Here is a 23,134-nt window from a genome sequence, read left to right as displayed (position 1 = left end):
CAAGGAAACAAGCATGTCACTCAAGGAAAAACTCAACGCTGTCAAACAGCAGATGGCCCAACTGCCCACCGAGGTGCTGGAAAAATTTGGCGCCTCGTTGCAAGCCCTTATCGCAAGACACCCTGAGGAGCACGTGCTCAAAGCCGGCGACAACGCCCCGCTGGCCGTGCTGGAGGATGCCGATGGCAAGGCCGTGGACCTGCGGGCCCTGCTGGCACGCGGTCCATTGGTACTGGTGTTTTACCGCGGCCTGTGGTGCCCGTTCTGCAATGTAACGCTCAGCGAATACCAGCAGATGGCAAGCGATCTGGCCGCCAGCGGTGCCACGCTGGTCGCCGTCTCTGCCCAGAGCCGCGCTGCCACCCTGAAAACCCGCGAATCCCTGGGCGTGCGCTACCAACTGCTGAGCGACCCGGGCAACCAGCTGGCGCGCCAGTACGGCATCGTCTTCGAGCTGGAGCCAGAGCTGGAAGCGGTGTATCGGGCACTCGGCGCCGACCTCAAGGCACTGAACGACTGCGACGATCTCAGCCTGCCGATGGCCAGCGCTTTCATCATCGGCCAGGATGGCCGCATTCGCCATGCATTCGTCAATGTCGACTACTCCGAACGTGCCGAACCGCAGGCCTTGATCGAAGCCGCCAGCCACTAGGACTCACTCCCCGGCACCGGCCTGCCCGGTGCCTCACCTCATCACGGACAGATGACATGAAACGTATTGCTATCATGGGTGCCGGCGTGGCCGGCCACCTGGCTGCCCTGTACCTGCGCAAACGGCTGCCGGGCGTGGAAGTGACGCTAATCGGCCGTCCGGACCGCAAGCGGCCGATCGTCGGCGAGTCGACGGTCGAACTCACTACGCACTTTTTCAAAGGCATAGGCCTGGGCAGCCTGCTCGAAGAGAAGCACTACCACAAGTACGGCCTGACCTATTACCTGAAGCTACGCAACAACCCGGAATGCCGCAACTACGTGGTCCACGAGGCCCCCGGGGTTATCCGCATGCCAGCCTACAACCTTAACCGGTTCAGTTTCGACAAAGACCTGCGTGCCATCGTCGCCGGGCAGCAGGTGCAACTGATAGAGGCTGACGTGGCTGCGGTGGACCTGCATGAAGGTGAGCACACCCGCCATCGCCTGACCCTGCGCAACGAGGCGCAGAGCTGGCAGCTGGATGCCGACTGGGTGGTGGATGCCACAGGCCGCAATCGCTTCATGGCAAAGAAGCTCAAGCTGCACAAGGAGCCAACCTACCAGCGCAGTACCTTCTGGTTCCGCCTGCGCCAGTTCGACCGCAGCATTCTGCACAACATCAACACCCACAAGGACAAGCATCACTGCTACGACCCCTACTACGTCACCCACCATTTCTACGGCAAAGGCTACTGGATCTGGCTCATCCCCATGCGCAGTGACGACGGTGCCGACATGATCAGCATCGGCATCACCTACCGGCCCGACATGGTCAACGAGCGGATCGGCACTTTGGAGGCGTTCAAGGAGCGGGTCATGGCCGATCATCCGGTGATCACCGAGTTGATGGCCTCGGGCGAAGTGGTCGACCAGCACGCCATGTACAACTACATGTACGAAGCCAACCAGTACTACTCCACCGATGGCTGGTTCCTGATCGGTGACGCGGCATTCACCTTCGACCCAGCCAACAGCGCAGGGCTGGCCTACGTGGCCCAGCAGATCCCGCAGGTGGCTGCGATGATCGAAAAGGATATCCAGGGTACCCTCACCCCGGGCTACGTCAGTTGCCTGGAGTCGCACATCCAGGCGCAGCTCGCACTGCAGGACACCTGGAGCAAATGGTACGAGGTGATGGACGACCCGTTCCTGATGGGCTGGACGCTGTTGTTCGCCAACATGGCGTACTTCCATGTGGTGCTGCCGATGTACGTCAGTGGCGACTTCCTCGACGGCCACCAGGCGCAGCAGTTCGCCGACCTGCTGCCACGCTACACACGTGACTTACAGCCATCGCCGCTGCCATTCGCCTGCCTGCTGCGCGAAGTGCGCCGCTCCAACCCGGGCATTAGCCCACAGATGATCCCCAACCTGTACTCGCGCACCATCAACTTCGCCCTGTACAAGGCCGACAACCAGGCTCGCCCGCGTTACGCCGCCAGCTACTTCCTGCGCTCGGCAATGCTGCGCCTGCGCCTGATGCGCATGGTGCGCTGGAGCTTGGCACCACGCCACCTGAAGTTGCTGGCGCGGCACAGCCTGGGCACCCTGCAGGACCTCGGCCGGGCAACCAGCCTAAGGCTGATGCCCTCGTTGTTCTACAAGTACGGCGAAGCCCCCGAACTGCTCAAATCGCCATTCGGCAGCGACGGTGGTTTCCTCGACCTGGCCAAACACTGATGGCCTTGCCCAAGATGACGGCCGACCACGAACTGCTCGCCCAGAGCGGTGTGCGCCTGGCTGCGGGGGTGCGCGATGGCACGCTGTCACCGGTCGCCCTGGTCGAGGACAGCATCGGCCGCTGCCAGGCCATACAACAACGCTGCAACGCCGTGGCAGTGGCGTTGTACGACCAGGCACGGCGGGCCGCCGAGGTTGCCGAGCGCCAACGTGACCAAGGGGTTACGCTGGGCCGCCTGCATGGCGTGCCCTTCAGTTTCAAGGAAGGCCTGGGGCTGGCCGGTGCACCGAAAACCTGCGGCTCGCGCCTTCGCCAGCAACAGGTTGCGCGTTTTACCGCCACTGCCGCGCAGCGCCTGATCGAGGCTGGCGCCATTCCGGTGGCACTGGGCAACCAGGCCGAGATGGCGCTCTGGCCTGAAACTGATAACCCGGTCTATGGTTGCACCGGCAGCCCTTACCGGCAGGGGCGCAGCGCCGGTGGCAGCAGTGGTGGTGATGCCGTGCTGGTGTCCAGTGCTTGCGTACCTTTCGCGCTGGGCACCGATGGTGGCGGCTCGGTGCGTATCCCGGCGGCCTGCAATGGCATCTTCGGCCTCAAGCCATCACGGGGGCTGGTGCCATTGACCGGGCATCTGCCCCTTGACGAGCGCGGTCTGGGGCAGCCGCATGCAATGGGTATCGCCCGGCATTTCACCGTGGGCCCGTTATGCCGACATGCCGAAGACCTGCCCGTTCTGCTGGAAATCATCGCTGGCCCCGACCAGCGCGATCGCAACATTGTCGACCACTACCAGCATTGCCAGGCGCCCGGTGCATTGCAGCACCTATACCTGTGCCAGCCAGACCGCCTGAGCTGGGGCAGCCGGGTATCCCCGGCAGTGACCCAGGCACTGGAGGACCTGGCGCACCACTTTCAATTACAAGGCACCCAGGTCGAACGCTGGTACCCTCAGGCACTGGACGACGCATTCGCCATCTGGCTGGCCGTGCTGAAGAAGGAAGCCGGCGCTCGCCTGGCCGATATCCTCGGCGATGGCCAACCTGTGGCGCACCTGACCCAGGCCTGCCTGGCCCTGGCCGGTAAACCCTTGCATGCCACCGGGCCCTGGCTGGCTACCGTACTCGACAGCCTGGGCGAATTCCTGGGCAGCCCCGGGCTTACGCGTCAGCTGTCGAAACGAGATGCCCTGCAACAGGCATTGGCCGAACGCCTGGCGGGCAACAGCTTGCTGGCACTACCGGTGCTCCCCGGCATCTCCCCCAAACATGGCCATGCCCTGCGCTATCCGGGCGATATCGGCTACACCGCATTGTTCAACGTACTCGGGCTGCCAGCGCTGACGGTCCCCATGGGACGCCTTGACCAAGGTTGCCCGGTTTCCGTGCAACTGGTCGCCGGCCTAGGGCAAGAGCACCGGCTGCTGAACGCAGCCCTGGCCCTGGAACATGCATTCGGTGGCTGGCTCGCACCGCCTATCTGACTCTTTATTTTCGGGACTTCATCATGTCCAACGCCATTCATGCCAGTACCGTGCAACTCACGCCGGCACCCCAGGCCCAGTCAGCCGTAGGTTCCCAGGCGGAGCACCTGACCCTGATGTTTCTGCTGCAACTCATCGTGATCTTCAGCGTCTCGCGGCTGATCGCCTGGTTCAGCACCCGCAGCCTGGGCCAGACGCCGGTCGCCGGCGAAATCCTTGCCGGGCTGGTGCTCGGTCCGAGCCTGCTGGGGTATTTCTTCCCCGAGCAACTGGCCGCGCTGTTCGTACCGCAAACGGCCACCGCCTTCGTGGTCACCGCGCAGATCGGCCTGATCCTGCTGATGTTCCAGGTCGGCCTTGAGTTCGAGTTCGGCACACACCTCAAGGGCCGCAAGCGTTCGGTCATCGTCATCAGCATGGGAGGGCTGCTGGTGCCATTTGCCAGCGGCATGCTCACTGCCGAGTACTTCTGGCAGCAGATCAGCGGGGACAAACCCTCACTGCTAGCCTTCCAGTTGTTCTTTGCAACGGCACTGTCGATCACCGCACTGCCCATCCTGGGACGGATATTCATGGAGCTTGGCCTATCCCGCTCTCGGGTCGCCACGCTCACCATTGGCGCGGCAGCAATCGACGATGTATGCGGCTGGCTGATCCTGGGCGGCGTCACTTCGTTGATCGCCTCGCAGTTCAACCCCTGGACCTCTCTGGCGAGGTTGCTGGCGCTAGCGTTGTTCTTCGTCGTCGTGATCGCCCTGGTACGGCCACTGGTCCTGCGCTGGATAATCGGCGACCTGCAGCGCCGGCCGTTGTCGACCCAAGGGATATCGCTGATGCTGATCATTCTGTTGACCAGTGCGACAGTGACCAACCTGATCGGGGTATTTTCGATCATCGGCGGTTTCATACTTGGCGTAGCGCTGCATACCCAGCGCACCTTCGTCGAACAGTGGAATGCCAAGGTCAGCGGCGTGGTCAATGCGTTCTTCCTGCCGATCTTCTTTGCCTATACGGGCCTGCGCACCGATATTGGCGCCCTTGAGGGCAACACCGCTCTGTGGAACTGCCTGTTGATCTGCCTGGTGGCCTTCGCCAGCAAATTCTTCGGTGCTTATGGGGCTAGCCGCCTTCTGGGCGAAAATCGCCGCGATTCGGCATTGATCGGTGTATGCATGAACACCAGGGCGCTGATGGAGTTGGTGGTACTGAACGTTGGCTATGACCTGGGCGTGCTGCCCAAGGAGTACTTCACGCTGCTGGTAATCATGGCCATCATCAGTACCTTCATCGCATCGCCGCTGATTCGCTTGTTGACCGCACGCACCCGCGCCCCGCATGCGACCCCGGGGGCAACCGAGGTCAGCAACGGCTGAGGTCAGCGCGAGGTTTCGACGCGCAGTACTTCGGTGTAGATCGCGTCGACAGTCTGGCCAACCTTGAGGTTCTTCATGCGTTTCTGCAGGTCTGGGTTCTCGACCTTGACCACCTGCAGCTTGCCCTCCGGTGGCAACAAGCTCACCTCATGCGTCTTGAGGTCGATCTTCTTGATCTGAGAGGTAACCTTGACCTGGCGGAACGCCTCGCCGCCCGGGTTGGGGTTTTGCTCGGTTGCACGAATGGTACCGGACTCTTCAGTCGCTTTCGGCGCCCCACCCACTTCCGGATTGAGCACATAGGCCACGGCGCGTGTCACGTAGATGTCGACTTGGTCACCGACTTTCAGGTTGGGCAGCGCCTTGGCCTTTTCGGTCAGCTGGAACGTCACATCCTTCTTCTCGTCAGGGCCTTTCACCGTGACTTGTCGGGTGGCCAGGTCGATAGCCGTTACCTGTGTGGTGACATGGCTTTCCAGCGCCTCGCTCCCGATGGGGATACCGGCAGCCTGTACCGTGAAGCTGGCAGCAGAGGCCAGCGTGGCAAGGGCTACAGCACGAGCGAGAGTACGAATGGGGTTCATAGGCGTGCTTCCCTGTGATCAAGTCCGAATAGGCGCGTGAAAGGCTCACGCGCTAACAAGCATAGCCATTACCTGCCGCCTTGCCGGCCCTCCCGGGTGGCGACACATTTCGTCGCAGAAATCACTGTTATAGCTAATACGAACTCTTTACACTTGCTTTACATTTGCAAATCATTACTATTCGTGACCCCGATAACAACAAAGAGTCGCCTGTAATGGCAAAAAGGTCTGTTGCCCCAGCATCCATTTCCATGCTGGGCCTGCTCGTTGTGCCTGCTGTCCACGCTGCCGCCCAAACCGATACGCAAAGTAGCCTCGCGCTGCCTGCCACCGCCGTCACCAGCGTCTATGAGCAGCAAAGCTACAAGGCCAGTGAAAGCCGCAGCGCCATGAAGATCGACGCGCCGCTGCGCGATATCCCGCAAACCGTCAACGTCGTTCCCGAAAGCGTGATCAAGGACCAAGGCGCACAGTCCATGGAAGACGTGCTGAAGAACGTGCCCGGCATCGGCCTGTCCAACGGCGATGGCCAACGCGATCAGGTGACCATCCGTGGCTTCAGCGCCATTGGCGACATGTACATAGACGGCGTGCGTGACGACGCCCTGTACTTTCGCGACCTGTCCAACATCGAGCGTGTCGAGGTGATCAAGGGCCCGGCCGCGGTGCTGTATGGCCGTGGCTCCTCGGGCGGGCTGATCAACAGCATCAGCAAAAAACCAAGCTTCACGCCCAAGCGCGAAGTCGGCATGAACGTCGACAGCGAAGGCAAACGCCGAACCCAGTTCGACACCGGCTGGGCCGACCCGCAAAGCAACCAGGCCTACCGCGTGACCGGTGCCTTCGAAGACAGCGACACCTTCCGCGATGATGGCTACATCGACCGCAAGGCCATCGCACCGTCGGCCTACTTCCGTCTCTCGGACGACCTGGAACTGAACCTGGGCGCCACCTACCTGTACGACAAGCGCCTGATCGACTTCGGCATCCCGGCCCTGGGCAACCGCCCGGTGGACGTGGACCGCGACAAGCGCTTTGGCTCTGGCGATGCGGACCAGGATTACGCCCGCAGCGAGGTGTTCTCGCTTACAGCCAGCCTGGACTACCGCATCAACGACAACTTCACCCTGACCAACACCAGCCGTTACTACCGCTACGACCTGGACCGCAACAACACCTTGGCCGACAGCAGCCCGACGCGCTTCGTCACCGCGCCCGACGGTGAACTGCTGATCAAGCTCAACCGCGGCAACGTCGCCCGCGATGAGTACGGTGTGTTCAACCAGACGGAGCTCAAGCAACAAGCGCAACTGGCCGGCATGCAGCACAACCTGTTGTACGGCGTGGAAGCAGGCTTTCAGGACAAGTACCAGCGCGTGCTGAGCCAGACCAACGTGGCCCAGGTACCGGTGTACCGTGATGCCTTGGTGCCGGTACCGGAACATGCCGCCAACCTGTCGTCCAAGGGCACCAACTTCCAGCAGACCACCGGTCTGTACGTGCAGGACATGATCGAGCTGAACGCGCACTGGAAGGCATTGGTCGGTGTGCGTTATGACATCTTTGGCCAGGAGTACGACGACGACCGCGTGCAAAACATCGACCTGGATCGTACCGACAAGACCTGGAGCCCGCGTGCGGGTCTGGTCTACCAGCCAGACGCCATCCAGTCCTACTACGTGTCGGTCAGCCGCAGCTATCAGCCTTCGGGCGAAGTGTTCGCGGTGAGCCCGAGCAACCAGCACCTGGAGCCGGAAGAAACCACCAACTATGAAATCGGCGCCAAATGGGACCTGCTCGACAGCCGCCTGTCACTGACCGCCGCAGTGTTCCGCCTTGAGCGCACCAACATGAAGACTGCCGACCCGGCCAACCCCAACCTGACCGTATTGGCTGGCGAACAGCGTACCGATGGCTTTGAAGCCACCGTCAGCGGGCATCTCACCGACAAGTGGCAGATCTATGCCGGTTACGCTTACCTGGACGCCGAAATCACCAAGTCCAACAGCAAGACCAATGGCGTGGCGAACGAAGGCCAGACCCCTACCCTGACGCCGCGCAACAGCGCCAACGTCTGGCTGGTACGTACCCTGACACCAGAGTGGCGTGTTGCCGCCGGAGCCAACTACGTCGACGAACGCTACACAGCGCTCGACAATGTGGTGGTGATGCCAGGCTATACCACCTTCGACGCCGCGCTGCTGTACAGCGTGCCGCAGTGGGATGCCGCGCTGCGCCTGAAGAACGTGTTCGACCGTGACTACTATGCCTCGGCACATGGCTCGGTCGACCTGATCACCCCAGGGGCACCGCGCACACTGGAAGCCAGCTTCAACTACCGCTTCTGACCCACGCGCAATGCCTGTCAGTCAGCAATTGGGCCGCTCTGCGGCCCATCGCCAGCAAGCTTTGACGATTTGATCAGATAGCATTCAGCGATTCCGCGTCACCCGCCACAACGTATTCGCCAGGTCATCGGCAATGATCAACGCTCCTCGCGGGTCCACCGTCACCCCAACCGGTCGCCCCCGGGTCTTGCCATCCTCACCGCGAAAGCCCGTGGCAAAGTCGATGGGTTCCCCAGCAGGCTTGCCATTGCTGAACGGCACGAAAATCACCTTGTACCCCACCGGGTTGGGCCGGTTCCAGCTGCCGTGCTCGCCCACGAACACACCGTCTGCAAAGCGCTCGCCCATTGCCGAGGACGAGAAGTCCACACCCAGTGCAGCCACATGCGAACCCAGGCTGTAATCCGGCTTGATCGCCGCCGCCACCTTGTCCGGGTTCTGCGGCCGCACCCGCTCATCCACATGCTGGCCCCAGTAGCTGTAAGGCCAACCATAGAAGCCCCCTTCACGTACCGAAGTGAGGTAGTCCGGCACCAGGTCGGGGCCCAGCTCATCCCGCTCGTTGACCACCGTCCACAACTGCCCGGTCTGCGGCTGGATGGTCAATGCTGTCGGGTTACGCAAGCCGGTGGCATAGGGCCGGTGTGCGCCGGTCTCGGCATCGACCTGCCAGACCATGGCCCGATCGATCTCCACCTCCAGGCCGCGCTCGGTGATATTGCTGTTCGAGCCGATACCCACATACAAGAAGCGGCCATCCAGGCTGATGGTCAGCGCCTTGGTCCAATGGTGGTTGATTTCGGCCGGCAGGTCGGTGACCTTGGTTGGCGGGCCGTCGGCCTGGGTCTGGCCTTCCTTGTAGTCAAAGCGCACCAGCGCATCCTGGTTGGCTACATACAGCTTGCCGTTGGCATAGGCCAGGCCGTACGGTGCGTTGAGGTTATCCGCAAACACGGCCTGTACCTCGTAGTTGCCATCGCCATCAGCATCGCGCAGCAAGGTCAGGCGGTTGCCACCCTTGACCTGGGTATTGCCCTTGGCCTTGATCTGGCTGGCGATCACATCCTTGGGCTTGAGCTTGGCCGCGCTGCCTCCCCGGCCCTCAGCCACCAGAATGTCGCCATTGGGCAGCACCAGGCTCTGGCGCGGGATTTTCAGGCCGGTGGCAATGGCGGTGACACTGAAGCCCTCCGGCACGGTCGGTTTCAGATCGCCCCAGGCAGCCGGTTGCGCAATCTTCATGCTCGGCAGCAAGCCGCGCTGAGGCTCCGGCAGTTTCGGGTCCGGGCCATGGGCCTGGGTCGGCTCGCCGTCGCCACCACAGGCACTCAGCAATAGCGCCACGCCCAACAGGCTAAATGCATGCAAAGGCTTCATGCCACACCTCCTGAACGCAGGTTGCTCAAACCGGTCCAGGCGGCCACCACCGCGAGCACTGTCACGATGACCGACAACACCAACCCAGAAGGCATCACCGCCCAGGCGTCCTTGGCATGCTCAAAGGCATTGATCAGCCCAAGCCCCCAAGTCACCAGCAGCAGCACGAAGTACAGCGTAGCGCGCCCGCCCTTGCGCTCGGCGCGGATCAGGTTGGCCAGCGCGAACAACAGAGCCAGCCCACAGAACACCAAGGCACCGGCGATCAACCAGGCGGCGAAGTTGCTCCACTGAATCTGGTAGCTGTTGTAGTAGGCGATATCGCTCAGCAGCGCACCAAGGAACAGCGGTACGCTGCCCGCCAGCAGCAGGGCATGCAGCGGGCTGGGCGTACAGCGGTAAAGGGTTTGATCAGGTGCGGTCACGGTGCCTCCTTTTCATTCAGTGACCCAGGGCTGATGGTCTTGCGCCATCAGGTAAGCGCGGGGTGCGCTTAGCAAAGGAGCCCCTTGACGCCCCGATAGTTCACCGCTTCGCTGTAATGAAATATCCTGCAAGGCATTTGCTGCCAAGCGCAGAAGGGGAATACATGAGCAGACCAAACGCGTACTGGGCCCTGGCCACCCTGCTCGGCCTCAGCCTGGCTCTCGCCGGCTGCTCCAGCAACACCAGCAAGGCACGCTACGCCACGCCTGCAGTGGGCTCCAACTGCTTTGCCAAGGCCGTCCCCACTACCGGGGAAGGCGGCCTGGCCTGGGGCAATACATTGAGCATTGCGCGACAGAAATCCCTGAATAACTGCGTGCGTTATGCCAGCCGCTCGGGAGGCACGCCCAGGACTTGCCAGGTAGTGATGGCCAAGTGCAAAAACTGAACATATAACAACCTTAAAGTACGAAACCTCCTACAAAAACACTGCAACTTTTCACACGACATTGCGCAAACACAATACTTATACATTCAAATAAAATCTTACACTTTCAGCCTCGACCCAAAAGCAGCGACCGAGGCATTGTCTTTCACTTGAACTCCAGATACTTGATCGCCCGCTCATCTCAGCAAGTAAGTAGGAAACTTCTTACAGCATAGAGTCGGGCCTGAAATCCAGCACAGTATGAATAACGGCATTTCAGTATTGTCAGTACTGAAAGTTGCCGCAGTGCGTCTCTGGTTCGAAAAGACTGTCTCTCTGAGCAAGGAGCTCGCATGACCAATGCCTCCGTCAGCAGCGCCACCTCCGGCCCTGCCTGCAGCGCACGCGTGCCCATCCTGCCAGTGCGCTACGCCATCGTACCCCGCACCGGCGACGCCCCCGCCTGCCGCTATGCCGATGCAGGCTTCAACCTGGAACAAGGCTTCGCCCCGCTGCAGCACTCGGCCTACACCCTCCGCGCTTTGCGCCCAGGCTATGTCTACGTGTTCATGAAAGGCACTCTGGGCGAAAAACTGGTCATTCATGAGCACGTCGGCGCGGGCCTCTACAAGGAGATGCGCTACCAAGGGCTGGAGGACTACCACCGCCGTGAGCGCTACCTGTCTGGCCAGAGCATCGGCTGGGTATGGGCCGACACCTGCCAGGACACGGCCAAGGAAGTGTGGATCGGCTACAGCCCGCACCTGTGGACCAACGCCATCACCGCCCGTATCACCGGTTCGGCAGCCCTGCGCAAACGGCACATGCGCCAGCTGGACATGGCCGAGCTGGTGAGCGGCAACCCGGCGCCGTCCACCCAGCCCCATGTGTTGCCGGTCAGTGCCCTGCAAACCTGGGTCGAAGACTTCAAGCCAACCGAGCGGCGCATGCCGCTGACCTGGAGCAGCGACCCGGTCACCGAAACCTTGCCCATCGGCAACCTCAATGCCATCGCCCGCCATTACCCCTGGACCCAGCCGAAAGTGCCAGTGGTGGTGGCGCTCGCCGACGCCGAAGGCATGGCCCTGGACCTGAGCCTGTCGGTCTCGGCCTACCAGCATCAACTGCGTGACCTGATGCCGGCCGAGCAACTGGAGCACACAAGACCCGCCCAACCTCCCGAGCAGGAGCGCGTGCCGGCATGCTACCGGCTGGATGCCGAACAGCTCAGCCCGCAGAGCCGCGACTTTCACCATCGCAACCTGGTCGCCATGCTGCTGAACAAGACGCTGGAAAGCCTGTACCCGGCAGATGCACCTTCACCGGAACTGGCCGCGTTCAGGCTGGGCACGTCACGCCGGGGGCCTGCCCTGTCGCCGGCCGAGTCACATTTCCAGGCCCTCACCCATGAAGATTACTCCCCTAATGGCGCGCGCCTGGCACAGCGCCTCGATGTCGACAAATACCGGCGCTTCCTCGCCGAACGCGACGCACTGGAACGGCGGATTGCCGCCCTGCGCAACCTGGCCTTGCAAGCCAGCAACGATCATGACGCCTGGCTGGCGACGGCCGAACCCCAACACATTGATAACCCCTACAGCCTGGCTGCGGCACTGGCCTGTTACGACCGCGACGAACGCACCTCCGCCCGCGGTCTGGAAATCTCACTGGCGTTGCTGATCCACCCGATGGGCCAGCCGACACCTGGCACCGAAGATCATGACCGACGCTTCAAACGCCTGGAGCAATGGCTGGACCAGCACGACAGCCCGCTTTACACCGCCTTGGCGCCGTTCAACCCGTTCAAGGATAAAGCCGATTCGATCGGCGCCATGTTCGGCGCCAGCGACAACGTGATCGAAGGGCTCGCCGGTCGCTTCCCGGCCATGGCGGACATCACCGACCTCACCGCCCAGTCGGTCAATGCCGTGGTGCTCAAGCGCCTGCGTGGCCAAACCCGTTGGGATGCCAGCCATGGCCTGCGCCAGCAAGTGTTGCTGGCAGCGCGTGAGGCCAATGCCGAGAAAGCGCTGGGGTTATTGGCGGCGCGCTATCGCATCACCGAGCAGGCCGTTACGGAATATCCCTTTAGCCAGGAGGTGCAGCGGTATTTGAAGAGCGGCATGGCGCAGGTTGAAGAGATGAAAGCGTTGCGCATTTCGGGTAGCCGCACGGTGTCCATCGAGCTGACCACCACTGCGCGGGTGAAACCCAACTTTCTGGGGTTGCTCACCTCCGGCGGTGGTGGCGGTTTAAACGCGGGGATGCTGTGGTTCAACATCTTATCGCTCAAGACGGCTTACAACAGCCTGCAAAAGAGCGACGCACCGGAATACACCATGGGGTTCGCTTCATCTGTTTTCGGGGTGATTGGTGCAGCGGCGGCGACATTGGTCAGCGTGCGGGCAACGCATAAGGCCGTCATGCTGAGATTAAGTGCCACAGCGCCGGGCATGGCCTTTGGTAACGGTCTAATCAAGCTCCTAGGAAGCAATTTGTTCGCAAGGTTGTCCGGCTACCCGGCTATTTTCCTAGGATTCGCCTCTGACTATAAAAAATCCCAAAGGCAGAAGATGCACGGTAATACTGCCGCTTCTGATTTAACTTTCTATGGTGGGGGCGCGGTCGCAATAGGCTCCGTCTTGGTATTAGAAGGTGGATTAGCTATTGCAGGCGCCACAACACTTATCCCTTTTGCAGGGTGGACTGCAGCTGCAGTAGTCCTATTAGGTGCTGCGATCATAGCTGGAGGCATCTACCTCCATGCGAAAGCCACCGAACACCTTCACAACCCTATAGAGCTATGGGCCAGTCGAAGTATATTTGGGAACCGTCTCAATGACGGCGAAAGCCGACCAGACATAATTTTAGATACCGACAAGAAACTTCCAAACTTCGTCAACATTAAAGACGAAATCAACGCTTGGCATCAGGTATTTTACTCACCCTCGCTGCTTTCAAAAAAAGAGACAAAACTGTTTGACCTAGGGCATCTAGACAGCAAATGGACTGACTTAAACACATGGACTACTCCGAACTGGACTGCTATCACACACAATCAAGTTTCTAGCATCCCCCCCACTGCTGAATTTACAGTCCTCCTACGAGGGTTTCTATTGGGCCAGAGCGAATGGCAAGCCAGCCTTAGTAGCCAACTCGAGAACAATGGCATATCTGTATTCCCAGCCACACCAGACTGCTATGAAATCAGGGGAGGACTGATACTCCACTTCAAGAATCAAATTCGAAACCACCGCCACATTAAACTGAACATCAAATATCTGCCAAATCTAGGCTTAGATGAACAAGCAGGCTCCTCCCAGACCTTCAAGCTTGGGGAACGATAATGGCCATTTCATGGATTTTCACACCCTCCGCACGCTCTCAGTTCACTCCACATATCTCAAGCCAACTATCAACCATAAACAAACATCACTTATCCCTCGTGAACCCATGGGTATCCGACTCCGTATTCATGGGAAAACTATATACCGCCATGACATTAGGGTTAGCAGCCTATATCTACCCGGAGATCATAGATGCAGATTTTAGAAAGTCAGCGCTAGCGGACCTTCACTCACTCGCACAATACATTATTGCACCACTAATATTTACACCATTCATCACCTACAGGATATTCTTCATAAAAAACCTTTCAAACATCTACCTCAATCGCGCAACTGGAAAAATTCTATATCAACGTAACAAAAAGCTTATCTCATTCGATTGGACCAATATCAAGGGAGGGGTATTTAAGCGCACAGAGTTCGGTGGTTCATCCTTCAGCACTAGCTATGCACTTGCCTTTGCCCCGCCTAGGAAGGACGGTAGCCTCCACAAAAAAGACTGCCTCTGGGTCGACAGTAACGAACCCACCGAACCCGGCGTCAAACATGTCGCCGAAGTGTGGGAATACCTGCGCCACTTCATGGACCACGGCCCGGACAAACTCCCCCCGCCCGGTGAACCCAACTGGTGGCACAAGCCACTCCACGCCATCTGCCTGACCCCGGCAGAAGCCTGGCGCCACTATGCCCCTTGGCGAACCGGCGAGCCCGGTGAAATGCAGGGCAAAAAGAACTGGCAATTGCCGTTCTGGGCCGTGCTGTTTCCCTACAACCTCTCCGTCGCACTCTGCTGGTATGGCATCTGCCGCCTGTTCAACGTCCGAGCAGCGCCACCGCCACCCGAAGCATTTGAGGAGGCCCCAGCGCATTCAACCCAAAAAAGGAAGCGTACATGAGCGACACCTCCGTCAGCAGCGCTACCTCCAGGCCCTGTCTGCAGTTCACGCGTCCCCATCCTGACGGTGCACTACACCAACGTGCCAGGCACCCGCGACTTCCCGGCCATGGCTAACATCACCGACCTCACCGCCCAGTCGGTCAATGCCGTGGTGCTCAAGCGCCTGCGTGGCCAGACCCGTTGGGATGCCAGCCATGGCCTGCGCCAGCAAGTGTTGCTGGCAGCGCGCGAGGCCAATGCCGAGAAAGCGCTGGGGTTGTTGGCGGCGCGCTATCGCATCACCGAGCAGGCCATTACGGAAAATCCCTTTAGCCAGGAGGTGCAGCGGTATTTGAAGAGCGGCATGGCGCAGGTTGAAGAGATGAAAGCGTTGCGCATTTCGGGTAGCCGCACGGTATCCATCGAGCTGACCACCACTGCGCGTGCGAAACCTAACTTCCTTGGGTTGCTCACTTCCGGCGGTGGGGGTGGTTTAAACGCGGGGATGCTGTGGTTCAATGTGATCTCGCTGAAGACGGCGTACAGCAACCTGCAGCAGAGTGACGCACCGGAATACACGATGGGGTTTGCTTCATCAGTCTTCGGGGTGATCGGCGCGGCGGTAGTGACGCTGGTTAGCGTGCGGGCCACGCATAAAGCCGTAGTCATCAAGTTCAGTTCTACGGCGCCAGGAATGGCGTTTGGAAATGGCATAGTAAAGCACTTAAGTAGCAATTTATTCGCCCGCGCCTCTGGCTACCCGGCGATTATCCTTGGACTAACCTCAGACATATTAAAAGGGTATCGACAGTCCCGAAATGGGGGGGCTCTATCAGGTGCGTATACTGCTGCTGGTGGATTCACATCTGCCGCTGGATCCGCTCTTATACTGGAAGCTAGCCTCGCGATTTCTGGCCCAACATCTTTAATCCCCTTCGCAGGCTGGGCTGCTGCGGGTCTCGTGCTTGTCGGTGCTATCGTGCTTGTCGGTGGGCTTTACCTACACGCTAAAGCACATGAGCGCCTCCATACTCCGATAGAGCTTTGGGCAAGCAGAAGTATTTTTGGCACAAGAGAGAACGATGGCGAAATCCGTTCTGGGATTAAGTTAGACCACCAGAAACTTCTCCCCAGCTTCACCAATATCAACGAAGAGCTTGAAGCCTGGCATACTCAGATCTACGCTCCCATTGCTCTGACTGCTGAACAAACAGCACGGCTAAATCTTGAAGGGCTTACTACACGATTGATTATCAACAATCAGTGGCCAACACCAGATTGGGCAACAATCATCCATAGCCATGTAGACGAGGGCATGGCCACCATTGAACTAACCGTACTCCTAAAAGACTTCATTATAGGGCAGAGCTTATGGCATGGCACCTTAAGCACCTTGGACTTCGACAGCAAGGCAACTCCCTCAAAGACTGAGCCGACCTGCCACTTAACTTGCGCAGGCCTTGTTTTACATTACAGAATCGATAGAGCCAGAGCAAAAAGCGGCACTCTATTTATAAATCTTCTACCAAACCAAGGTTTATCCGCCAATACTCATTCAACCTCAACCCTTCATGTCGAGAGGTAGCACTGTGGCCACAACATGGTTATTTAGTCCACACCAAAACACTTATATCCAACCAAAAATCCACGGACAGATCAGCAAAATAACCACTACATTAGCGCAGCTCAGAAATCCATGGGTTTCCGACTCAGTCTTCATGGCCAAGATGTATACCGCCACGATTTTAGCCATCGCGATTGTATCCTACACAGGATTTTTCACCCACTCAATCAATTACCAACAGGAAGGGACATATGTATTTATTGCAATACAGCTCCTCGGGCCATTTATTTTTACTCCATTCTTAGCTTACCGTGTTTTCTTAATAAAAAAACTTTCTGAAATATACCTCAATAGAGCCACCAAAAAAATCTATTACAAACGCATAAACACACTCATGGTTATTGATTGGAATAACACAAGAGGCGGTATTTTCAAACGCACAGAATTCGGCGGCTCCTCCTTCACCACCAGCTATGCCCTCGCCTTCGCCCCCCGCCGCGAAGACGGCAGCCTGCATCAAAAAGACTGCCTCTGGATCGACAGCAACGAACCCACCGAGCCCGGCGTCAAGCATGTCGCCGAGGTATGGGAATACCTCCGCCACTTCATGGACCACGGCCCAGACAAACTCCCTCCGCCCGGTGAACCCAACTGGTGGCACAAGCCACTGCACGCCATCTGCCTGACCCCGGCAGAAGCCTGGCGCCACTACGCCCCCTGGCGAACCGGCGAGCCCGGTGAAATGCAGGGCAAAAAGAACTGGCAATTGCCGTTCTGGGCCGTGCTGTTTCCCTACAACCTCTCCGTCGCACTCTGCTGGTATGGCATCTGCCGCCTGTTCAACGTCCGAGCCGCGCCACCGCCACCAGCAGCCTTCGAAGAAGCCCCCGTTCAACCCGGCAAAAGGAAGCGCAAATGAAACCCATCGTATTGGTAGGCCATCGTCATAGCTGCCCGCTCCATGGCGAAGGCACTGTGGAAACCGGCGCAAATGCAACATTCGTGGATGGCAAGGCCGTCGCTCGTGTGGGCGATCGCATCAGTTGTGGCGCCGTTATCGAAACCGGCGCTGCCTGCACAATCATCGAGGGCCACCCCGCAGCAAGGGAGGGTGACACTACCAGTCATGGAGGGACGTTGATCGAGGGGGACCAGGGTTGGCTCATTGATTGAAAGCCACTACCGGCCACCGAGCCGGATGCTGAAGCCTGCCAGTCAACAGGTTTGGGCCGTCCAGCGGCCCAAATGGCGAGCAAAGCCACCTTTCTGGGTGACCCGTTCTCACACGCATGGCGCCATGCCCGCAGACTGCGCCATGTCTGCGTCAATCCAGCACTGGCCGAAGCAACGCCTGTGCCTCATACAGGGTCGGTAAATACCGCAACCGTATCTCATCAATACTCAACCGCGAAGCATGAGTCGTGATGGTCAGCGTCGCTTTCAACTGACCGGCCCGTCCCAGCAATGGCACCCCCAGCACCCGCATACCGATTTCATATTCCTGATCAACGATACAGAACCCCTGCCCCTTCACGCGCAACAGCTCAGCGTCCAGCTGCGCCCGGTCGGTCAGTGTGTAAGGCGTCAACGCCCGCAGCGGCTGACGGGCAAAGTATTCGTCCCGCTCCCCCTCATCCAGCCAGGCCAGCCAGACCCGCCCGCCGGCCGTGCAATACATGGGTACCCGCGAGCCCGGCCTGATCGACAAAGACGCCACATGGCTATACCGGCTACGCACCAGATGGATGATCTCATCGCCATCGCGGGTACCCACCGATACGTGCTCCTGGGTCTGCCGCGCCACCTGTTCAACAATCGGCCGCAGCATGCGCGGCAGTTGCGCCGAGTCCACATAGGCCTGGCCGATGCGCAAGGCCTTGGGGGTCAGCCAGTACTCCCGGCTGTCAGTTTCGGCAAAGCCCTCGTGCACCAAGGTCAGCAGAAACCGCCGCACCGCACTGGGCGTAAGGCCAGATAACCTGGCCGCCTGCGGCACACTCAGGCGCGGCTGCTCGGCGCTGAACAGTTGCATCAGCGCCAGGCCTTTCTGCAAGCCCGCGATCAAGTCACGGGGATGGATGGCGGGTGTGTTCATGCATTCGACTCGCTACCAGAGGAATTAAAACAGCCGATTACTGCGATAACCGGATCATGACTGCGATTATCGCATTAAGTGGCCGTTTGACGCATTGTTGCACGCGTCCCTCTGCCTCACCCTTGCCTCCATAACAACGCCAATAAGGAGGTCAGCATGATTCGAGGTTCCACTGAACTGGTCGCCATCGTCGGTTCGCCCATCGCCCAGGTGAAGTCTCCGGAAAACTTCAACACCTGGTTCAACCACAACAACTGCAACCTCGCCATGCTGCCCTTCGACCTGCACGAGGCGGCGCTGGACAGCTTTGCGGATACCCTGCGTGGCTGGCAGAACCTGCGCGGTTGCGTGGTCACCGTGCCTTACAAGCAGGCGCTGGCCAACCGCGTGGACGGCCTGAGCGAGCGCGCAGCTGCCCTGGGTTCGGTCAATGTGATACGTCGCGAGCGCGACGGACGCCTGCTGGGCGACAACGTGGACGGCGCCGGCTTCCTCGGCGCTGCGCACAAGCATGGCTTCGAGCCGGCGGGCAAACGGGCGCTGGTGATCGGTTGCGGCGGTGTTGGCAGTGCCATTGCCTATGCACTGGCTGAGGCAGGGATCGCCAGCATTACCCTCAGCGACCCCAGCACAGCACGCATGGGTGCTGTATGCGAACTGCTCGGCAACGGCTTCCCCGGGCTCACGGTCAGCACACAGTTCAATGGGCTGGAAGACTTCGACCTGGTGGCCAACGCGTCCCCAGTCGGCATGGGCACCCGCGCAGAGCTGCCGCTGTCCGCCGCCCTGCTGGCGACCCTGCAGCCAGACACCCTGGTCGCCGACGTGGTCACCTCACCCGAGATAACCCCGCTGCTGAACCGCGCGCGGCAAGTAGGTTGCAGGATCCAGACTGGCCCGGAAATGGCCTTCGCCCAACTGGGCCACCTTGGCGCCTTCATGGGCGTCACACCGTTGGAGATCTGAAGCCATGACGACTCTGGAGCACACACACAACAGCTTCGACCTGGTTGTGCTGGGCAGCGGTGCCGGTGGTTTTGCCGCTGCCGCCACCGCGGCCCGCCGCGGGCTGAAGGTGCTGGTGGTGGAAAAGGCCGAACGCTTTGGCGGCACCTCGGCGATTTCTGGCGGCGCGGTGTGGCTGTACGGCACCGACCAAGCCCGTGACGCCGGCGCCAAGGACTCCCCCGAGGCAATGCGCACCTACCTCAAGCAGGTCATCGGCGACGGCTACGATCCCGCCTTGGGCGATGCCTTCATCGAGCATGGCCACCAAGCGCTGCGCTGGCTGGAGCAGAACACCGAACTGCGTTATGCCCTGCGCCCACTCTCGCCCGACTATTACCCGGATGCACCCGGCGCCACTCAGTTCGGCCGGGCGCTGGAAATGGTCGAATACGACGGCAAGCACCTGGGCACACGCTTCAAGGACCTGCAGATGCCACCGCCCGGCATGCTGCTGTTCGGCGGCATGATGGTCAACCGGGTGGATATCCAGCATTTCCTCAGCATTCGCCGCTCACCCAAGTCGCTGTGGCATTGCCTGAAGCTGATGGCGCGTTACGCGCGCGACCGCCTGCAGCACCCACGCGGCACCCGGCTTACCACCGGCAACGCATTGATCGCCCGCCTGGCCACCAGCGCCTTCGCCCACGGCACGCAGTTGTGGTTGCGCAGCGAAGCCGTGGAGCTGATCGCCGAGCACGGCGTGATCACGGGCGTGGTCGTACAGCGCGAGGGCCGCCGTGAGCGGGTAATGGCCCGTGGTGGCGTGGTGTGCGCCATGGGCGGATTCGCAGCAGGCGCAATGGCCGCCGGCTACCGCCCTGCTCAAAAGGCGCCGCACCTGACCATGTCACCACCGGCCAACGACGGAGCCGCCCTGCGCCTTGCCCAGGCCGTGGCAGCAGCCGAGGGCGAGAGCCTGGCGGCCAACTTTTTCTGGGCACCGGTTTCCGAACTACGTCATGCCGATGGTGAACGTGAGCGCTTCCCGCACCTGGTCACCGACCGCGCCAAGCCGGGCGTGATTGCGGTAGACCAAGCCGGGCGGCGCTTCGTCAACGAGTCCGACTCCTACCACCACTTCGTGCACACCATGTTCGCCAACGGCATTGCCAGCTGCTGGCTGGTCTGCGATGCCGAGGCAATGAACCGGTACGGGCTTGGCCTGGCGCGGCCCAAGCCCGTCAACAACCAGGCGTTGATCGACGCAGGCTACCTGTATCGGGCCACCACATCGCAGGCACTGGCCCTGGCCATCGGCGTCGATCCACAGGTGTTTGCGCAAACACTTGCACAGTTCAACAGCGATGCCAGCAATGGCATCGACCGCGCATTTGGCAAAGGCGGCAACAGTTACAACCGCTACATGGGCGACCCGCAACATACGCCCAACCCATGCTTGGCCCCCCTGACCAAGGGGCCGTTCTATGCCATCCGCATTCACACCGGCGACCTCGGTTCAGCCCGTGGCCTGGTGACCAACGCCGATGCCAACGTGCTGAACCGCAGCGGTTTGCCCATTCCCGGGCTGTATGCGGTCGGTAACGACATGAACTCACTGATGAAGGGCACCTACCCCGGCCCCGGCATCACCCTGGGCCCTGCCCTCACCTTCGGCTGGCTTGCTGCCAACCACATCACCGCGCGCCTGCAGGCGCCGGCTACCCCTACGGAGAAACCGGCATGTACTACGAACTGAGAACCTACACCCTCGACCCATTGAAAATGGCCGATTGGCTGGCCCTGTACCAAAGCCACGCACTCGAGGTGCAGAGCGAACACCTGGGCAACCTGGTGGGCTTTTTCACCAGCGAGTTCGGCGACGTCAACCAAGTGGTGCACATCTGGGGCTATGCCAGCCTCGACGACCGCATGGCGCGCCGCGCAGCCATGGCGGCAGACTCACGCTGGGCGGAATTCTCGCGACGCAACCGCGAGCTGGGCGCGGTACTGCACCTGCAATCGCGGCTGCTGCGCCCGACCGGTTTCTCACCGCTGCAGTAAGCCACACGCCACCTCTTCCAACAGCCGAGCGGACCCCTTCCATGCCCCCTCTTGAATGTGACGTACTCGTCATCGGCTCCGGCGCCTCTGGCCTGGCTGCCGCCGTAACCGCCGCGCATCATGGCCTGACAGTGGTCGTCGCGGAAAAAGCCAGCCAGCTGGGCGGCACCAGTGCCTGGTCGGGGGGCTGGTTGTGGATACCGCGCAACCCTCTGGCCATCGCCGAAGGCATCGTCGAAGCCGACGATGCCCCGGAGCGCTATTTGCGTGCGCAAACCCACACCCGCGAGCTGGACCCGCGTCAACGCGCCTTCCTGCGCCATGGTCCGGAAATGGTGGCGTTCTTCCAGCAACACACTGCCGTGCAGTTCCAGTGCGGCAGCCGTATGCCCGACATGCGTGAAGGCGATGGCAGTGCACGCGGTGGTCGCTCGCTGTGTGCATTACCTTACGACGGGCGACGGCTAGGGCCTTGGCTGCACACGTTACGCCCACCGCTGGACATCGTCAGCCTGGCCGGCATGGGCATTGCCGGAGGTGCCGACATGGCTGCCTTCTTCAACGCCACACGCTCGCCGAAGGCAGCGCTGCATGTTGGCAAGCGCCTGTTGCGCCATGGCCGAGACCTGCTGCTGCACCGTCGCGGCCTGCATCTGGTCAATGGCAACGCGCTGGTGGCGCGCCTGCTGCGCAGCGCCCTTGATCGTGGCGTGACATTGCTGACCGAGAAAGCGGCCAGCCGTCTGTTGTTGTGCGAAGAACGGGTCAACGGCGCGCTGTTTGCCGATGGCCAAACGATCTACGCACGGCGTGGTGTGGTGCTGGCCTGCGGTGGCTTCCCACATGATCGCCAGCGTATCTCGCAACTGATACCGCACGCGCCGGACGGTGACCAGCATTACTCCGCTGCGCCCAGGGAGAATAGCGGTGATGGTTTGCGCCTGGGCGAACAGGCGGGTGGGCGGGTGTCTGCGGCAGGCGCCCACGGGGGCGCCTGGGCGCCGGTATCGCAGGTACCGCGCCGCAATGGCCATTTCGGCCATTTCCCACACCTGATCGACCGTGCCAAGCCCGGTTTCATCGCCGTGCGCCGCGATGGTCGGCGCTTCGTCAACGAAGCCGATTGCTACCACGACTTCATGAACGCGCTGTTCGCCGCCACGCCGCAGACTGAGCAGCCGGAGGCCTGGCTGATCTGCGACCATGCTGCGCAACGACGCTATGGCATCGGTTGGGCCAAGCCCTTTCCCTTCCCTACCCGCTTCTATCAGCGCAGTGGCTATTTGCACAGCGGCGCTACCCTGGCGCAACTGGCGCAGCGCTGCGGGATCGACGCCGAGCAGTTGCAGCGCACGGTGGCGGGCTTCAACCATCATGCGGCACAAGGTGAAGACCCTACCTTTCTACGTGGCGCGTCGGCCTACAACCGGGCCCAAGGCGACCCGCAGCAGGCACCTAACCCGTCGCTTCGGCCGTTGCTGAAGGGGCCGTTCCATGCGGTGAAACTGCTGCCAGGCAGCCTTGGCACCTTCGCCGGCCTGGACACAGACGCCTCAGCCCGCGTACTGGACCACGCAGGGCAGCCGATACCCGGGTTGTTTGCAGTGGGTAACGACATGCACAGCGTGATGGGTGGGTACTACCCGAGCGGCGGCATTACCCTTGGCCCTGGGATGACCTTCGGGTATCTGGCCGGTAGAGCGTTGAGCGGGGGCCGTGCACATCATTGATGTCGGTGTTGCGCCCATCAGGCAACCAGGGCCAAAGCCTTCTACCCTTCAGTGACGTGAATACCTGCCGCGCCCGCAGGCCAACGCAACCGTTCGATAACCGAACAGTAGCCCGTCTCT

Annotated in this window: 19 protein-coding genes; 15 read left to right on the top strand and 4 right to left on the bottom strand. The window is 60.6% G+C overall.

The genetic code is table 11. The features are described 5' to 3' along the window. Positions 1-13 precede the first annotated feature (13 nt). From BJQ17_RS05940 to BJQ17_RS05925, 4 genes are read left to right on the top strand one after another with little or no spacing between them, the layout of a single operon-like run. A complete protein-coding gene (locus BJQ17_RS05940; protein WP_019751887.1) occupies positions 14-652 on the top strand; it encodes a peroxiredoxin-like family protein in 639 nt (212 codons plus the stop codon). Positions 653-708: 56 nt separating this feature from the next. Next, positions 709-2,373 (top strand): NAD(P)/FAD-dependent oxidoreductase, encoded by a 1,665-nt coding sequence (locus tag BJQ17_RS05935; RefSeq protein ID WP_047603911.1) that lies wholly within the window; start codon positions 709-711, stop codon positions 2,371-2,373. After that, positions 2,373-3,857 (top strand): amidase, encoded by a 1,485-nt coding sequence (locus BJQ17_RS05930; protein ID WP_070095742.1) that lies wholly within the window; start codon positions 2,373-2,375, stop codon positions 3,855-3,857. The genes BJQ17_RS05935 and BJQ17_RS05930 overlap by 1 nt, the downstream gene beginning before the upstream one ends. Positions 3,858-3,880: 23 nt before the next feature. Then, positions 3,881-5,230: a cation:proton antiporter gene (locus tag BJQ17_RS05925; protein WP_047603914.1), complete on the top strand. Its 1,350-nt coding sequence runs from the start codon at positions 3,881-3,883 to the stop codon at positions 5,228-5,230. A gap of 2 nt (positions 5,231-5,232) precedes the next feature. Here the strand turns inward: BJQ17_RS05925 and BJQ17_RS05920 are convergent, their stop codons facing one another. After that, on the bottom strand, positions 5,233-5,814 hold the full coding sequence (locus BJQ17_RS05920; RefSeq protein ID WP_003247673.1) for a hypothetical protein: 582 nt from the start codon (positions 5,812-5,814) through the stop codon (positions 5,233-5,235). A gap of 215 nt (positions 5,815-6,029) precedes the next feature. On the opposite strand from BJQ17_RS05920, the gene BJQ17_RS05915 reads away from it, so the two are divergent. Continuing rightward, positions 6,030-8,162, top strand: a complete 2,133-nt coding sequence (locus tag BJQ17_RS05915) for a TonB-dependent siderophore receptor (RefSeq protein ID WP_014861625.1) — start codon at positions 6,030-6,032, stop codon at positions 8,160-8,162. 84 nt (positions 8,163-8,246) lie between these two features. On the opposite strand, the gene BJQ17_RS05910 is transcribed toward BJQ17_RS05915, so the two are convergent. Beyond that, positions 8,247-9,539 carry a sorbosone dehydrogenase family protein gene (locus BJQ17_RS05910; RefSeq protein ID WP_070095741.1) on the bottom strand — a complete coding sequence of 431 codons (1,293 nt, stop codon included), beginning with the start codon at positions 9,537-9,539 and terminating at the stop codon, positions 8,247-8,249. Next, positions 9,536-9,964 carry a DUF2231 domain-containing protein gene (locus BJQ17_RS05905; RefSeq protein ID WP_003247665.1) on the bottom strand — a complete coding sequence of 143 codons (429 nt, stop codon included), beginning with the start codon at positions 9,962-9,964 and terminating at the stop codon, positions 9,536-9,538. The genes BJQ17_RS05910 and BJQ17_RS05905 overlap by 4 nt, the downstream gene beginning before the upstream one ends. A gap of 164 nt (positions 9,965-10,128) precedes the next feature. Between BJQ17_RS05905 and BJQ17_RS05900 the strand changes: the two genes are divergently transcribed. From BJQ17_RS05900 to BJQ17_RS05875, 6 genes are all read left to right on the top strand, one after another. Continuing rightward, a complete protein-coding gene (locus tag BJQ17_RS05900) occupies positions 10,129-10,413 on the top strand; it encodes a hypothetical protein (protein WP_070095740.1) in 285 nt (94 codons plus the stop codon). A gap of 332 nt (positions 10,414-10,745) precedes the next feature. Further along, complete coding sequence (locus BJQ17_RS05895; protein WP_070095739.1) at positions 10,746-13,739, top strand: T6SS effector BTH_I2691 family protein; 2,994 nt, start codon at positions 10,746-10,748, stop codon at positions 13,737-13,739. Then, on the top strand, positions 13,739-14,635 hold the full coding sequence (locus tag BJQ17_RS05890; RefSeq protein ID WP_070095738.1) for a DUF6708 domain-containing protein: 897 nt from the start codon (positions 13,739-13,741) through the stop codon (positions 14,633-14,635). The genes BJQ17_RS05895 and BJQ17_RS05890 overlap by 1 nt, the downstream gene beginning before the upstream one ends. A gap of 108 nt (positions 14,636-14,743) precedes the next feature. Further along, complete coding sequence (locus BJQ17_RS05885) at positions 14,744-16,201, top strand: hypothetical protein (protein ID WP_003250876.1); 1,458 nt, start codon at positions 14,744-14,746, stop codon at positions 16,199-16,201. 4 nt (positions 16,202-16,205) lie between these two features. Next, on the top strand, positions 16,206-17,099 hold the full coding sequence (locus BJQ17_RS05880) for a DUF6708 domain-containing protein (protein ID WP_070095752.1): 894 nt from the start codon (positions 16,206-16,208) through the stop codon (positions 17,097-17,099). Next, positions 17,096-17,353: a PAAR domain-containing protein gene (locus tag BJQ17_RS05875; protein WP_003250871.1), complete on the top strand. Its 258-nt coding sequence runs from the start codon at positions 17,096-17,098 to the stop codon at positions 17,351-17,353. The genes BJQ17_RS05880 and BJQ17_RS05875 overlap by 4 nt, the downstream gene beginning before the upstream one ends. A gap of 151 nt (positions 17,354-17,504) precedes the next feature. Here the strand turns inward: BJQ17_RS05875 and BJQ17_RS05870 are convergent, their stop codons facing one another. Beyond that, complete coding sequence (locus tag BJQ17_RS05870; protein WP_003250869.1) at positions 17,505-18,275, bottom strand: IclR family transcriptional regulator; 771 nt, start codon at positions 18,273-18,275, stop codon at positions 17,505-17,507. A 156-nt stretch (positions 18,276-18,431) separates the two neighbouring features. Between BJQ17_RS05870 and BJQ17_RS05865 the strand changes: the two genes are divergently transcribed. From BJQ17_RS05865 to BJQ17_RS05850, 4 genes are read left to right on the top strand one after another with little or no spacing between them, the layout of a single operon-like run. After that, on the top strand, positions 18,432-19,241 hold the full coding sequence (locus BJQ17_RS05865; protein WP_070095737.1) for a shikimate dehydrogenase: 810 nt from the start codon (positions 18,432-18,434) through the stop codon (positions 19,239-19,241). Positions 19,242-19,245: 4 nt separating this feature from the next. Beyond that, on the top strand, positions 19,246-20,979 hold the full coding sequence (locus tag BJQ17_RS05860; protein WP_003250865.1) for an FAD-dependent oxidoreductase: 1,734 nt from the start codon (positions 19,246-19,248) through the stop codon (positions 20,977-20,979). Next, positions 20,964-21,284, top strand: a complete 321-nt coding sequence (locus BJQ17_RS05855; protein WP_070095736.1) for an NIPSNAP family protein — start codon at positions 20,964-20,966, stop codon at positions 21,282-21,284. The genes BJQ17_RS05860 and BJQ17_RS05855 overlap by 16 nt, the downstream gene beginning before the upstream one ends. Positions 21,285-21,325: 41 nt before the next feature. Continuing rightward, positions 21,326-23,014 (top strand): FAD-dependent oxidoreductase, encoded by a 1,689-nt coding sequence (locus tag BJQ17_RS05850; RefSeq protein ID WP_070095735.1) that lies wholly within the window; start codon positions 21,326-21,328, stop codon positions 23,012-23,014. Positions 23,015-23,134: the final 120 nt, after the last annotated feature.

It is taken from the genome of Pseudomonas sp. NBRC 111139, assembly GCF_001753955.1.
GTDB lineage: Bacteria > Pseudomonadota > Gammaproteobacteria > Pseudomonadales > Pseudomonadaceae > Aquipseudomonas > Aquipseudomonas alloputida.
Note: the sequence above shows the minus strand (reverse complement) of the source record. Positions and strands in the feature narration are given on the sequence as shown.